The organism is Bradyrhizobium sp. CCBAU 51753 (assembly GCF_015291565.1).
GTDB classification, from domain to species: Bacteria; Pseudomonadota; Alphaproteobacteria; order Rhizobiales; family Xanthobacteraceae; genus Bradyrhizobium; species Bradyrhizobium ivorense.
Map to the genome: position 1 here is coordinate 4216288 of NZ_CP030037.1, position 13180 is coordinate 4229467.

General features: G+C 67.8%; 16 protein-coding genes. 9 read left to right on the top strand and 7 right to left on the bottom strand.

The annotated features are described in order from the left end of the window. The first annotated feature begins 65 nt into the window (after positions 1-65). Positions 66-1283, top strand: coding sequence for an MFS transporter (locus XH93_RS18905; protein ID WP_194474712.1), 1218 nt, complete (start codon positions 66-68; stop codon positions 1281-1283). Between the two features lie 19 nt (positions 1284-1302). On the opposite strand, the gene XH93_RS18910 is transcribed toward XH93_RS18905, so the two are convergent. Together XH93_RS18910 and XH93_RS18915 are read right to left on the bottom strand one after the other, a co-directional pair. Next, a complete protein-coding gene (locus tag XH93_RS18910) occupies positions 1303-1953 on the bottom strand; it encodes a glutaminyl-peptide cyclotransferase (RefSeq protein ID WP_139861276.1) in 651 nt (216 codons plus the stop codon). A gap of 88 nt (positions 1954-2041) precedes the next feature. Further along, a complete protein-coding gene (locus XH93_RS18915; RefSeq protein WP_194474713.1) occupies positions 2042-3262 on the bottom strand; it encodes a helix-turn-helix domain-containing protein in 1221 nt (406 codons plus the stop codon). An 88-nt stretch (positions 3263-3350) separates the two neighbouring features. Here XH93_RS18915 and XH93_RS18920 point away from each other — a divergent pair, with 88 nt between their 5' ends. Next, a complete protein-coding gene (locus tag XH93_RS18920) occupies positions 3351-3605 on the top strand; it encodes a hypothetical protein (RefSeq protein ID WP_194474714.1) in 255 nt (84 codons plus the stop codon). A 5-nt stretch (positions 3606-3610) separates the two neighbouring features. On the opposite strand, the gene XH93_RS18925 is transcribed toward XH93_RS18920, so the two are convergent. Further along, positions 3611-4699, bottom strand: a complete 1089-nt coding sequence (locus XH93_RS18925; protein ID WP_194474715.1) for an adenylate/guanylate cyclase domain-containing protein — start codon at positions 4697-4699, stop codon at positions 3611-3613. A 76-nt stretch (positions 4700-4775) separates the two neighbouring features. Between XH93_RS18925 and XH93_RS18930 the strand changes: the two genes are divergently transcribed. After that, entirely contained in the window at positions 4776-5231 is a 456-nt protein-coding gene (locus XH93_RS18930) for an SRPBCC domain-containing protein (protein ID WP_139483037.1), read from the top strand. Between the two features lie 24 nt (positions 5232-5255). Here the strand turns inward: XH93_RS18930 and XH93_RS18935 are convergent, their stop codons facing one another. Continuing rightward, a complete protein-coding gene (locus XH93_RS18935; protein WP_194474716.1) occupies positions 5256-5897 on the bottom strand; it encodes an HD domain-containing protein in 642 nt (213 codons plus the stop codon). Between the two features lie 208 nt (positions 5898-6105). Here XH93_RS18935 and XH93_RS18940 point away from each other — a divergent pair, with 208 nt between their 5' ends. After that, a complete protein-coding gene (locus XH93_RS18940) occupies positions 6106-7071 on the top strand; it encodes a GlxA family transcriptional regulator (protein ID WP_194474717.1) in 966 nt (321 codons plus the stop codon). A gap of 90 nt (positions 7072-7161) precedes the next feature. Beyond that, positions 7162-7728 carry a histidine phosphatase family protein gene (locus XH93_RS18945; protein WP_194474718.1) on the top strand — a complete coding sequence of 189 codons (567 nt, stop codon included), beginning with the start codon at positions 7162-7164 and terminating at the stop codon, positions 7726-7728. Positions 7729-7749: 21 nt separating this feature from the next. Here XH93_RS18945 and XH93_RS18950 read toward each other — a convergent pair whose 3' ends face one another. Next, positions 7750-8106, bottom strand: a complete 357-nt coding sequence (locus XH93_RS18950) for an MmcQ/YjbR family DNA-binding protein (RefSeq protein ID WP_194474719.1) — start codon at positions 8104-8106, stop codon at positions 7750-7752. Positions 8107-8285: 179 nt separating this feature from the next. Here XH93_RS18950 and XH93_RS18955 point away from each other — a divergent pair, with 179 nt between their 5' ends. Then, a complete protein-coding gene (locus XH93_RS18955; protein ID WP_194474720.1) occupies positions 8286-8981 on the top strand; it encodes a GNAT family N-acetyltransferase in 696 nt (231 codons plus the stop codon). Positions 8982-9052: 71 nt separating this feature from the next. Here the strand turns inward: XH93_RS18955 and XH93_RS18960 are convergent, their stop codons facing one another. Continuing rightward, positions 9053-9988 (bottom strand): LysR family transcriptional regulator, encoded by a 936-nt coding sequence (locus XH93_RS18960; protein WP_194474721.1) that lies wholly within the window; start codon positions 9986-9988, stop codon positions 9053-9055. On the opposite strand from XH93_RS18960, the gene XH93_RS42755 reads away from it, so the two are divergent. The 3 genes from XH93_RS42755 (at position 9987) to XH93_RS18970 (ending at position 11740) form a co-directional block, all read left to right on the top strand. Beyond that, positions 9987-10112 (top strand): hypothetical protein, encoded by a 126-nt coding sequence (locus XH93_RS42755; protein WP_256436633.1) that lies wholly within the window; start codon positions 9987-9989, stop codon positions 10110-10112. The two genes, XH93_RS18960 and XH93_RS42755, sit on opposite strands and share 2 nt — an antisense overlap. Continuing rightward, positions 10109-11332: an MFS transporter gene (locus tag XH93_RS18965; RefSeq protein WP_194474722.1), complete on the top strand. Its 1224-nt coding sequence runs from the start codon at positions 10109-10111 to the stop codon at positions 11330-11332. The genes XH93_RS42755 and XH93_RS18965 overlap by 4 nt, the downstream gene beginning before the upstream one ends. A 63-nt stretch (positions 11333-11395) precedes the next feature. Continuing rightward, entirely contained in the window at positions 11396-11740 is a 345-nt protein-coding gene (locus XH93_RS18970) for a Lin0512 family protein (protein ID WP_139483030.1), read from the top strand. Positions 11741-12047: 307 nt separating this feature from the next. On the opposite strand, the gene XH93_RS18975 is transcribed toward XH93_RS18970, so the two are convergent. Continuing rightward, positions 12048-13151: an IS4 family transposase gene (locus XH93_RS18975; protein WP_194472081.1), complete on the bottom strand. Its 1104-nt coding sequence runs from the start codon at positions 13149-13151 to the stop codon at positions 12048-12050. Positions 13152-13180: the final 29 nt, after the last annotated feature.

The window sequence follows — 13180 nt, forward strand, 5'->3', positions numbered from 1 at the left end:
CCGGCTGTCGGTTCCGCTTCACCCCGCTCGTCTTCTCCCCAGAACGAACTGCATGGGAGTAGGAAATGACGAATTCGACCTATCGCTGGGTGATCGTCGCGGCCGGCGGCCTGCTCGGCTGCGTCGCGATTGGCGGCATGTTTTCACTGCCGGTGTTCCTCCAGCCGATGGCCAAGGAGACCGGCTGGTCGGTGACCGGCATCTCCAGCGCGATGACGATCGGTTTTCTCGCGATGGCCTTCACCAGCATGATCTGGGGTACGCTGTCCGACCGGTTCGGACCGCTGCCGGTGGTGCTGACCGGCTCGGTCGTGCTGGCGGCGAGTCTCGCGTTGGCGAGCCAGACGACCTCGCTGGTGGCGTTTCAATTCGTGTTCGGCGGGCTGGTCGGGGCCGCCACCGCGGCGATCTTCGCCCCGATGATGGCCTGCGTCACCGGCTGGTTCGACACCCACCGCAGCCTTGCCGTCTCGCTGGTGTCGGCGGGCATGGGCATGGCGCCGATGACGATGTCGCCGCTCGCCGCCTGGCTGATCTCAAACCATGATTGGCGGACCGCAATGCTGATCGTCTCCGGCGTCGTCGGCGCGATCATGATCCCGGTGTCGCTCTTGGTGCGCCGGCCGCCGGCGTTGGCCGACGCGCAGGCCGCAGCGGCGTCCGAGAACGGTGAGCCGGCGATGACGCTGGCGCAGGCGCTGCGCTCGCCGCAATTCATCATCCTGATCGCGACCAATTTCTTCTGCTGCGCCACCCATTCGGGCCCGATCATCCACACCGTCAGCTACGCCATCACCTGCGGCATTCCGATGGTCGCGGCGGTGACGATCTACAGCGTCGAGGGGCTCGCCGGCATGGGCGGCCGCATTGCCTTCGGCCTGCTCGGCGACCGCTTCGGTGCCAAGCGCGTGCTGGTGCTTGGTCTGCTGGCGCAGGCGTTCGGTGCGCTCGGCTACGCCTTCGTGCGCGAACTTGCCGCATTCTATGCGGTGGCGGCGGTGTTCGGCTTCATTTATGCCGGCACCATGCCGCTCTACTCGGTGCTGGTGCGCGAGAACTTTCCGCTGCGGATGATGGGAACCGTGATCGGCGGCACCGCGATGGCCGGCAGCCTCGGCATGGCGACCGGACCGTTGGCCGGTGGCCTGATCTACGACACCTTCGCCAGCTACACTTGGCTCTATGTCGGCTCTTGGGCGGTCGGCATCGGCGCCTTCCTGATCATGATGACGTTCCGCCCGATGCCGGCGGCGCGGCCCACGGCCGTGCCTGCGCCGGCGTAGCGTTTGCTGAGGCGCGGCGTCACTTGCGGGCGCCGCGCTTCGGCCGGCGGATCGCGCGCACCTTGTTGCCGGTGGATCCGGTGCCGCAGAAGAACCGGTCGGCGCCGTCGGACTCGAGGCCGGAGACGAACTTGCCTTCCGGCATTTCGAGCCGTTCGAGCACGTCGCCGGTTTGCGGATCGATGCGCCGCACGTCGCTTTTGTCGTCTTCCCAGGTGGCGTGCCAGAGCTCGCCGTCGACCCAGCTGACGCCGGTGACGAAGCGGTTGCTCTCGATGGTGCGCAGGATCGCGCCGGTCTCGGGATCGATCTGCAAAATCTTGCGGTCGCGATACTCGCCGACCCACAGCGCGCCTTCGGCCCAGGCGAGGCCGGAATCGCGTCCGCCGCCGGGGGCGGGGATCGTCGACACCACGCGACCGCTGTTCGGATCGATCTTCTGGATGCGGTCCTCGGCGATCTGATAGAGATGCTTGCCGTCGAAGGCGGTGCCGGCATGGGCCGCGACGTCGATGGTGCGCGTGGTCTTGCCGCTATCGGGATCGAACGCGATCAGGCGGTCGCCGGCCGCAAACCACACCTGCGTGCCGTCGAAGGTGACGCCGCCCACGCGCTCCACGCCGTCGAACGGGCCGTATTCCCGGATGATCTCGGCTTCTGACGTCTTCATGCTCCGCTCCTGAAATTTTGTTTGACGCGTTTTCTTCACGCGAACCGGTATCCACTTCGCTTGAAAACGCTCTGAATGCTTCCTGATGCTAGCCGTTCGGCAGCAGGGCAGGGAGTAACAACGTCGTCGTGAATCCGACCACCGGCGGCGTCATCCAGCGCCGCGCGCGGGCGCGGCCGACCGATTGCACCTTGCCCGAGGCGGCCAACGCATCGAGCGCGCGCTGCACGGTGCGCTGGCTCGCGCCGAGCGCAACCGACAGCGCCGAACTCGACCAGGCCTCGCCGTCGGCGAGAAAGGCCAGCACCTCGGCGTGCTCCTCGTCGACCGGCAGCGCCAGCACCGCCACCTCGCGCCGGCCATGCGGCTTGAGCACGAAACCGTCAGGCGTCGCGCTGAGCTCGGCGAGCGGCCGCAGCGCCCGCCGCAGCCGGCCGATCTCGACCCGTAGCCGCGCGCGGTGCGATTCATCGGCCTGCTTGCCGCGAAACGCCCGCGCGATCAATTTTGCGCGCGAGACGTCGTTCGGCCAGGCTTCGCCCAGCGCCCGCGCCAGCGCGAACAGCACCGGCCGCGTCGTCAGCGCGATGGTCGTGCTGACATCGCGCACGACGTAGCGGCAGGCATCCACCACCAGCGCCTTCGAGCCCATCAGCGCCTCGACCTCCTCGAGCAGCAACGAACGCTCGCTGCCGCGCGCGATCAGCCGCGCCGCCGGCGTCGTCAGCAGGCGCGCGGTGCTGTCGACCTCGGCTGCGAGCGCTGCGATGCCGGTACGGCGTGCGGCATCGCCGGCCCGCGCGATCGCCTCGCGCGCCGGCTTTACTCGCAGCCGCCGCATCGCGATGCCGGCGACGACCAGCTCATGACCGACCCGCAGCGCCGGCGGCAAAGGCGAGGGGTCGAGACCGCTGAGCATGCGCTCGGCCTCATCCAGGCTTCCGATCAGCAGCAGGCGGCGGATTTCGAGATAGCCGGCGTGTGCGGCGTTGAGCGCATCGCCATGCGAATCGAGGGTCGCCCGTGCCGTGGCGAGCGCGCGCTTGGGAAACGACAAATCGCGCGACACCAGCGCGATCTCGGCCTCGGCGACGACGCAGCGCGCCCGTGCAACCGCCTCCTTCGGGCCGAAGGCGCGGCCGGCGCGGCGCAGCAGGTCCTTGGCGCGGACGAAGTCGCCGAGCCGCGCCATCGCGATGCCGCGCAGCGCCAGCGCCGGCGCATCGTCGCGCAGGGCCACCCGTTTCAGTGCGCCGAGGGGATCACCCGCCGCGAGCGCGAGCGCCGCTGCCGTGATCAGCGAGTCCATGCAAATCCCGACACACTTGTCACTCTCGCCCTCCGAGGTCCGGTTCTAACCTAGCACATGACAGTGGACCAGCATGGGAGAGTGAATCATGAGCTGCGAGACAATCGGAACCAGCAAGCCGGAGTTTTCCGCGGGGTTCGGCGGCTTCGCCCGCACGATGGCGCACTATCTGTCGCTGACGGCGGCGCCGACCTTCGCCCTGATGGCGATGATCGCGGCAGCCGCGCCGGCCGACGTGCTGTGCATCGGCATGGCGGAGCCGTTCTCGCTGGGCGGCATGGTGCCGATGTACGCTCTGATGAGCGCCTTCCATCTGGCGCCGTGGCTGCGGCTGGTCCGATGACCATTTCAATCTGGCAGCGCGAACACCGCGCAGGGCTGTGCGATGCCGCGCAGCTCATAGCTGCCGAGCGCGACCAGCGGCATGTCGACTTCGGCGGCCAGCGCGCCGGACACCAGCACGGTCTGCTCCAGCGGCTTGCACAGCCCCTCGAGCCGGCTGACCAGATTGACCGCCGAGCCGATCGCGGTGAAGTCGAGACGATCGGCGGCGCCGATATTGCCCCAATGCACCTCGCCGAGATGCAGCGCTGCGCCGAACGCCAGCGGCGGCTGGCCCTGCTTGCGGCGCCCGGCGTCGAGATGCGCCATCCCGACCCGCGCCGCCGCCACCGCCCGCAGCGCCGCCTCGCAGGCGGCGCGGGGAGCGTCGGTAACTGGAAAGATCGCGAGCAGACCGTCGCCGATGAATTTCAGCACCTCGCCGCCGAAGGCGTGGATCGCGCCGGCAATGCGGTCGAACCAGGCGTCGAGTGCCGCGATCACCTCCGCGGGCGGATGGTGCTCGGAGAGCGCGGTGAAGCCGCGCAAATCGGCGAACAGCAGCGCCGCCCGGATGGTCTCCCCGGTGTTGCGGCGCAGCGGCGAGGCCAGCACGCGTGCCGCGCTGCGGCGGCCGAGATAGGCCTCGAGCGCCGCCATCAAGGTCGCGCGCGAAGCAAGCGCGGCCAGCGGCGCCGCGGCGAACCGCGCCGCTTGGCGCAGCTGATCGGCTTCATCCGCGGTGAAAGGGCGAGTTCCGATCCAGCCCAGCGTCGGGCCGTCGACCCGCGATCCGATCGTGTCCTCATGCACGGGACCGGGCGCAAGGCCGCTGAGCCAGCGCCGGCCGGCGTCCGCGGATCCCACCATGTCGGGCATGGCAAACGGCTGCTCCGGCGCGAAGCCGAGCGCCTCGATCACCTCGCCATCACCGGCGCGCCACAGCCAGGTGCGCCTGGCGATCAGGGGGTGCGGAACCTCGAGCGTCAACGCGCCGCCGGCAAGCGGCAGGCCGTCCGCAACCAGATGTGCGCCGAGCTCCGCCAGCAGCCGGTTGGCGCCCGCGGTCTCGGCGGCGGCGTCGACCAGCCAGCTCAGCGTCGAAGACAGATGCATCGCCCATCATGGGGTTGACGCCCCGCCGTTGTCACGCACTATCCCTGCAACCCCGCCGCCAATGGAGGATGGATCGATGACCGAAGCCTTCGTCGTTCAACGCGAGATGCAGATCGCAGCTCCGCCCGCGACCGTGTTCGCGTTCCTGACCGATCCGCAGAAGATCATCGCCTGGATGGGACTGGAAGCGGCGACCGAGCCGCAGCCCGGCGGGCTTTATTTTCTCAGCCTCAACAAGGAACGCACGCGCGCCGCGCGCGGCACGTTCCGCGAGGTCGTGCCGGTGCATCGCCTCGCATACAGCTTTGGCTGGGAGGGCAGCGAGGAGGTGCCGCCCGGATCGAGCCTGATCGAGATCGACCTGGTCGACAAGGACAACGGCACCTTGCTGCGCATGACCCATAGCGGCCTGCCCAATGCGGCGCAGTGCGCCAGCCATAACGAGGGATGGGCGCACTATATCGACCGGCTCGCACTGGTAGCCGCCGGCCGCGATCCGGGACCGGATCTCGGTCCCGCCGGTCGCCGCTGACGGCACGGTTGTACAACTGCCGTCTCAGCCCGGCCATTTCGAGCCGAGGATGATCGAGCAGAAATTGGTGCGCTTGAAGCTCGGGTCCTTCAGCGCCAGCACGTCGGCCTTGACGTTGCCGAAGGTGGTCTGCGGCTTCCTGATGATGCCGGCGGCGAAATGATCGATGATGTTTTCCTTGAAGTTCGCCTCGCGCGGATGATGCGCGCAGACGTGATCGCGGTGCTCGCGCGAAAAGTCGTCATAGGCGATGCCGAGCACGTCCATCTCGACACCCGCGGTCACCAGCGCGATGGTCGGGCGCATGTGCTCGGGGACGCCGGGCGTGGTGTGCAGCGCGATCGCGGTCCAGACGTCTTCGATGTCGCGCTCCGCCACGCCGTAGCCCTTGAGGAAGTCGCGCGCGGCGTTGGCGCCGTCGACCTCGAAGCGCAAATCGGGGCTGGCATGCGCCGCGGTCAGGCCCATGTCGTGAAACATTGCGCCGATATAGAGCAGCTCGGAATCGTATTTCAGTCCGCGGCGGTTGCCGGTCAGCGCGCCCCACAGGAAGACGCGGCGGCTGTGATTGTAGAGCAGGTCGTCTTCGGTATCGCGGACCAGCTGGGTGGCGGCACGCGCCATGGCGCTGTCGGGAATGCGAATGCCGGCGATGATCTCGGTCATTTCAAGACGCTCCTCGATGTGGCAAGACGATGCCGTGGCGTGCGAACACGCGAGGCCCGGCGCTCGTCCTTACGGTGTGTTCGGATTGCCTCGCGGCGCGATCCGTTGGCGATGTTGTCGCCGGTTTTGGCCGCTGGCCGCAACAATGCTGCGCCGCCGGATCGCGACAACCGCACGTCGTTTCGCGCCAGCGGAACAGGGAAGGGATATGGCGGTTCAGAAAGTCGCGATCGCGATTCACGAAGGGGTGCAGGCGCTCGATGTCGCAGGTCCCGTCGACGTCTTTGCCGAAACCAACGGCTTCGTCGCGGCCGGCGATGGCTATGAGACCGTGCTGGTCGGCGCCAGCCGCGACCCGCTGCGCGCGTCGAACGGCATGAAGATCTCGGCCGACCTCAGCTTCGATGAGGCGCGGGAGGGCTTCGACATCCTGCTCGTTGCCGGCGGTCCGGGGTTGCCCGACGCCGAGCCCGATCCCGAACTGACGCAGTGGCTGCGCGCGGCGCCGGAGCGCGCCGAACTCTATGGTTCGATCTGCACCGGTGCCTTCGCGCTCGGCCATGCCGGATTGCTCGACGGCCACAAGGTCACGACGCATTGGCAGAACGCGCAGCGGCTCGCGGCGCGCTTCCCGGCGGCCGAGGTGATGTTCGATCGCATCCATATTCGCGACGGCAGGCTGATGACCTCGGCGGGCGTGACCGCAGGCATCGATCTTGGTCTCGCGCTGGTCGCCGAACGCCACGGGCCGCAGGTCGCGGTGGCGGTGGCAAAACGGCTGGTCGTGGTGGCGCAGCGCCAGGGCGGCCAGTCGCAGTTCAGTCCCTATCTCACCGCGCCGGTCGACGAGGGCTCGCCGATCGCGCGGGCGCAGGCCCATGTCATGCAGCATGTCGGCGACCGCCACACGCTGCAGTCGCTGGCCGAGGCCGTCGGCATGAGCGTGCGCAATTTCGGCCGCGCCTTCGCGCAGGAGGCCGGCATCACCCCGCATGAATTCGTCGAGCGCGCGCGGATCGATGCCGCGCGCCGGCTGCTCGAGGGCAGCGACCGGCCGCTCAAGGCGGTGGCGTTCGACTGCGGCTTCGGCTCGGCCGACCGCATGCGTATCGTGTTCACCGAGCGGCTCGGCGTGTCGCCGGCGCAGTACCGCGCGAGTTTCCGGACTTTGTGATGCGGTTCATGAAGCGCGCCCGCAATCTGTGGTAGCGTCAGCATCGCCGCCGCCGTTTCCAGCAACAGATCTTCTGCCGCGAGGTTCGCCATGGACGCGCTCACCCTCTTCATCATCCGTCATGCCGAAAAGCCCGGTGAGTCCTGGCCCGGGCCGGGTTTCACTGCGCAGGGCCTCTCCGATACCGAGTCGCTGGTGTTGCGCGGCTGGCAGCGCGCCGGCGCCTGGACGGCGCTGTTCGGCACCGATCTCACCAGTGGCGACTACGCCAAGCCTGATACGATCTATGCCGCGACGCCCGGCACGCAAACCAACCAGCCGCCGAGCAGCCGGCCCGCCGAGACGATCTCGGCGCTGGCGGCGCGGCTCAAGCTGACGCCGAACGAAGGTTTTGGCAAAGGTGACGAGAAGCATCTGATGGATGCCGTGCTGGCATCGAAGGGCACCGCGCTGCTGTGCTGGGAGCACAAAGCGATCATCTCCGACATCCTTCCGCGAATTCCGGTCAGCAAGGGCACGCCGCCGACCAAATGGGACGGCAGCCGCTTTGACGTCGTGCTGCGCTTCGACCGCGCCAAGGGCGACGACAAGTTCGCCTTCAAGGAGCTGTTTCCGAAATTGCTGTCGGGCGATTCCGACAAGCCGCTGGATGGCTGAGGCGGATAGCCGCCGCGCCGGTCATGCAAGCCCGAGTGCCTCGCGCGACTTCCGCGTCAGCTTGGCGACGATCAGCGCGTGCGCCTCGCCGAGATAGGCCTTGAGCTCGGCATCGCGCAGCGAATTGTTGCGGACCAGCTGCACCCACATCGCGCGCGCCAGATAGGGCGCCGGTCGCGCCAGGCCCTGCTCGATCAGCATCTGGTAGGCCATGGCCGAGGTCTTGAACATGTAGCCGCCGCCGGACTGTTCGCAGAACCCGCCGCCGAGCGCGAACATCTTGCCGCCGACCTTGAACACCGACGTGCCCTCCCATTGCACCACCTTGGTGGCTGCGGGGAGGCGCAGACAATGGGCTTCGAAGGTTTTGAGGCGCATGCGTCGCAGGAAACATGGAGACTTCCAAGCCATAGGCCAACTGCACGAAGGCCGGCAAGCCCGATCGCGAAACCTGACGCACGGCTGGCGTGATCGGGTGCCAAAACGGCGCAAGCCATGCTGGATTTTGCCGGCTCTTGCTGCTCTGCTCCTGAAAACAACAAGGAGTAAAGCGCCAGATGTCCGCCGTCCCGCCATCCCATCCACTCGATCGTCCGATCTGGAGCGCGCTGACCTCGCGGCAGCGGGGCCTCGCCGAGGGCGGTGGCGTTGCGCTGCGCTATCCGGTCGCCATCGCGCCGTTCGCCGACATGGTCGATTTGTCGGCGGACAGCTTTGCGGCGCTCGGTGGCCTGCTGTCGGGGCGCGAGATGGCGGTGCTGTTTACGCCGGACGCCGTCAACGTGCCGCCGGATTTCAAGCTGCTGCTGGCCGACACCGGCGAGCAGATGATCGGCACGCCGGCGGAGTGCTCGCTGTCCGGCGTCGACATCGTCACGCTCGGCGCGGCCGACGTCCCGGCGATGACGGCGTTGGTGGAGCTGACAAAACCTGGGCCGTTCGGCACGCGGACCCACGAGCTCGGCAGCTTTCTCGGCATCCGCGTCGATGGCGAGCTGGTCGCGATGACCGGCGAGCGGATGAAGCCGGGCAACTACACCGAGATGACCGCGGTCTGCGTGCATCCGGATCACCGCGGCCGCGGCTACGCCCAGGCGCTGCTGGCGGCCGTCGGCCGCCAGATCGTGGCGCGCGGCGAAATCCCCTTCCTTCACGTCTTCACCAACAATACATCGGCGATCGCGCTGTACCGGCGCCAGGGCATGGCGATCCGCCGCCGCATGCATATTACGGTGCTGCAGAAGCAGGGGTAGCAAGACAAACTCAGCGTCGTCCCGGCGAAGGCCGGGACGACATCGTGTTTGTGGAGGCGGCTTCCCTTAGCTCAACTCCTCGCTTTCGCTTTCGCCTTCCGCTTGCCTCCGCCCGCGGCGATCCGCGTCAGCGCATCCGCAAACGCGCGCGCTGCGGGGCCGAGCGGCTCGTCGAGCCGATGCGCCAGATACGCTTCCATCGTCAGTGCGGCGTTGCGGCCGAGCGCGCGGGTTTCGACCCGCACCAGGCGGCGCTCGCGCAGGTCGCGCGCCACTTGCCAGAGCGGCAGGCGGCCCCAGCCGAGGCCGGCGAGGATCATCGCGTGCTTGGTATCCTGATTGCTGACCCGGCAGGTCTGCGGCGACAGCACACCGAAGTTGCGGCCCTCCGACAGCGAAGTCGGGTCGGACAGCACGATCTGCAGGTGATCGGCGAGGTCGGCGACGGTCTTGCGGCCGCGGCGTGCCAGCGGATGACTGGCGGCGGCGACCGCCACGATCTGCACCGCGCAGATCGCATCGAGCGCAAGGCGCGGGTCGCGAAAATCCTCGCCGACCGTGACCGCGAGCGCGCTGCGCCGTTCGGTCAAGGCTTCAATCGGTCCGCCCATCGGCTCGACCGCGAGCCGCACGCCGACCGACGGATAGGCGGCGCGCATCTCGGTGAGCGCGGCGCCGACGGCGGCGAGCGGAAACAGCGTGTCGACGATCACAGAGAGCTCGGATTCCACCCCGTCACCAAGCCCGCGCGCCCGCGCCCGCATCGCATCGACGCGCAGCAAGAGGTCGCGCGCATTGCTGAGCAGCGCCTTGCCTTCGGCGGTCAGGGCGGGGCGGTGGCTGGAGCGATCGAACAGCGTGAGGCCGAGCTCGGCCTCGAGATTGGCAACGGCATGACTGACCGCGGACTGCACCCGTGCCAGCCGGCCGGCGGCGGCGCGAAAGCTGCCGCTCTCGGCGATGGCGACGAAGATGCGGATCTGGTCGAGCGTGAGGTTGTCGAGCATGATCTATGAAATCGATCAGTTGGATGCAAAACATATCACTGCTGTCGATGGCCGGGAAACGCTATCTCCTCACGATCCGACCGGTGCCGCGCAAGGGCACGGCAAGGGCAGGGTGAACGCATGACGATCGAGACGGCGGTGCGGCCACAAGGCGAGGCGAAGCGCTGGGCGACGGTCGCGGTGGTCGTCGGCTGCGGCATCGCCGCCGCCGTGCAGGTCGGCAAGGTGCCGATTGCCGCGGCGATGCTGCAGGCCAGTTTCGGCATCGACCTCGCCGCGATCGGAACCATCGCCGGTATTTTCGCGCTGCTGGGGATGCTCGGCAGCATCCCGGCCGGCGTCGTCGTCGCCGCGATCGGCGCCCGCAGGGTGCTGCTGTGCGGGCTCGCCGCCATCGCGCTCGGCGCCGGCATCGGCGCGCTCGCGCCGTCGCTGGCGGTGCTGCTGGCCTCGCGCCTGCTGGAAGGGCTCGGCTTCCTGCTGACGATGGTCGCCGCGCCGGCACTGCTCGACCGTGTCGTCGCGGTCGGCGCCCGCGACGTCACCATGGCGGTGTGGAGCTGCGTGATGCCGTTCGGCATCGCGCTGGCGCTGCTGGCCGGCCCGCTATTCGAAAGCTGGCGCGCGATCTGGTCGGCCAGTGCGCTGATGGTCGCGGTGTTGTTCGTGCTCGCGGTCGTGATCGTGCCGGGCACCGCAGCGCGGAGCGGACCGGCGCGAGGTGGCCTGCTGCGCGAAGCGGCGGCGCTGGCGCGCCGGCGCAGTCCGGCGCTGCTGACCGCGCTGTTTGCGCTCTACAGCCTGATGTTCTTCGCCTTGTTCAGCTTCCTGCCGATCCTGCTGACGCAGCGCCTCGGCGTATCCGGCCAGAGCGCCGGCGCGCTCAGCGCGCTCGCGGCCGCCGCCAACGTCACCGGCAACCTCGCTGCCGGTCAGTTGCTCGCCCGCGGCATCCATCGCGCCGCACTGATCGCGCTCGCCGTGTTCGTGATGGGCGCTTCCGCGCTCGGAATCTTCCTGCCGGTGCTCGGCGGGACGGGCGCGTTCCTGCTGTGCCTGCTGTTCTCCGCGGTCGGCGGCGCGATTCCCGCGACCCTGCTCGCGACCGCACCGATGGCGGCGCGATCCGCATCGATGGTTCCGGTCATGATGGGACTGCTGATGACCGGCAGCAATTTCGGCCAGGTCACCGGACCGATCGCGGTTGGCGCCGTGGTCTCGGCGTGGGGCTGGAGCGCCGCCGGCGTTTTGGTGGTGGCGGCGGCGATCCTCGCCGGCGTCGCGGTGTGGATGCTCGCAGGTCGTGATCACAATGGCGTGGGCGAGGCGAGGGACCCGGCTTGACGGCGCGGGCGCGGCAGCCGAAGGAGGGAAGCTCTCTCCCGCCAACGACCACAGGACATTTGCATGACACGCGTGCGCTGTATCACCGAAATGGGCATGGGCGTCGACGTTCACGGCCGCGACGCCACCAAGGCCGCCAAGCGCGCGGTCTCCGACGCGATCCGCCACTCCAGCCTCGGCTTCTTCCGCATGCTCGGCAAGACCGCCAACGACATGTTCGTCGACGTCACCATCGCGGTGCCGAATCCGGAGGAGGTCGATACCGCGGCGGTGGCCAAGGAATTGCCCTACGGCACCAAGACGGTGAAGGCGATCGCCGGCGGACTCGAGATCCCGTCCGATCAGGGCAACGACCCGATCCTGATCGCGAACGCCGCGGTCATCGTCAGTTTTGATGATGGGAAGTGATGCCACCACCAGCGTCGTCCTGGCGATAGCCAGGACTCATAACCACAGGATCGGGTCGTTGAAGAGGAACGGGCCTAGTCATCGCCCCGCAACTAGCATTCGGGGTAATGGGTCCTGGCTTGCGCCCATAGGCGCTAAGATAGTTCGATCATGGCCTGATAGCGGCGCTTGCGTCTCGGAGACTCGCGCAGATGTCGTTGGAGAGCGACGCTGGCTCTGCGCAGACGTGCGATCGTTGGCTGGGGAATGATGGCTTGGAGCAGTGAGGCGGTGAGCTGACGGAGCAGGCGCCATGCTGCAGGTCCGGTCAGGCGGCTTCGGCCAAGCGGGGAGAGTCCTCGAGTTCGTCGACAAGCGGCTCGAGCAGAAGAATGATCAGTAGATGAGCGAGGATATGGGGTCTGGCTGACCGCTCGTCGGTTCCTGGAGGTCCCTTCAAGCCGATCAGACTCTTCAGTCGCTTGAAGCCGAGTTCAATCCGCCATCGCAGCCGGTAAAGGGCAAGCACGTCAGCCGTTGAGAAGTCCTCGGGCTTGAGCGAGGTCACCAGGATCACCCAATCTGCGGCTTCAAGCGTTTGCCTGGAGAGTTGATGGCCTCCCTTCTGGGCCGTCCTGCGTGCCTTGCGCCGTGCAGTTGCGGCCGCTTGGGCCGGCTTCTTGACGGCAACTAAACGGACAGCGAGCGGCGAGCCACCAGACTTGCGTTTTATCCAGATCGCCCGGTCGATCATGCCGCGTGCCGAGGCCTTGCGCAGTTCGACGACGAGATCGATCAGATTGCCTTTGCGATCCAGCCAGCGGGCGCTCTTCCAGCCCGAGCGGATCACGAAGTCCGCACCGGCCTCGACCAGATGCGCCATGCGCTCCGGTTGCAGATAGGCGCGGTCGGCAAGACGGATCTCGCCGGCAACCACCGGAATCCGGTCCAGTGTCTCGCCGTCGCGCTGATCAGTCAGCTCGAAGTGGCCAAAACGCTCTCGCGGAAGATCGAACGCACTGTGGATGCGCCACACCGCGTTCTTCTGCCTGCCGCCGGTTCCAGCCTTGGGCACCGTCGTGGCGTCAACGATGCGGATCAGTCGACCGCGGCTTGCCTTCGGCGCAGCGCTCGCAAGTGCCCGGCCTATCAGCTGCGCCAGCCAATCCCCACTCTGACGCAAGCGATACAACAGAGCCACATTGGAAATATCGACAAGGCCCACCGAGGTTGCCCATGCCGCCGTCAACCGCAGGCCTCTCGTGCCCAGACAATACGCAAGGATCAGCCGCAGCAAATCGACCGCATTGCTGATCTCGCGCGGACGCACAAACGCCTTCGTCTCGCGCGCGCCAACCTCCAACGCCTCGGCACCACCAAGCCGAGTCACAACATGCGCCCAGTCTTCGTTCAAAAGCGATTCGTGTCCCATCTCTCCTTGGAATCACACACGAATCTAAC